This is a genomic window from Mesorhizobium ventifaucium (assembly GCF_935822925.1).
Classification (GTDB): domain Bacteria; phylum Pseudomonadota; class Alphaproteobacteria; order Rhizobiales; family Rhizobiaceae; genus Mesorhizobium; species Mesorhizobium ventifaucium.
The window spans coordinates 1-248 of record NZ_CAKXZS010000091.1 but is presented as its reverse complement, the minus strand read 5'-3'; the positions used below and the strand labels follow the sequence as shown (position 1 = coordinate 248).

Here is a 248-nt window from a genome sequence, read left to right as displayed (position 1 = left end):
GCGGTCCGCCGACGCAGCTTATGAACGCCGGGACGGTGCGACGCCTCGCCGCCGAAGGTGCGTTCTTCGGAAGCCATCTGGCGACGCATCGCGCGATCGATGGTCTGTCGAGCTCTGACCTGGCCAGCGAGCTGCTTCGCTCTCGTATGTTCATCGAGCGCTGGACCGGTCGGCCAGCCACGGCGTTCGCGGCACCGTTCTCCGTCACCGACCGACGGCTTGGCCGGCTGGCCAAGGAGTGCGGCTAT

The 248-nt window shown here is 67.7% G+C and carries 1 protein-coding gene; it reads left to right on the top strand.

The features are described 5' to 3' along the window. Positions 1 to 20: 20 nt before the first annotated feature. Positions 21 to 248: polysaccharide deacetylase family protein (locus tag NMG70_RS32530; protein WP_254028277.1), on the top strand; the 228-nt coding region annotated here is incomplete at its 3' end.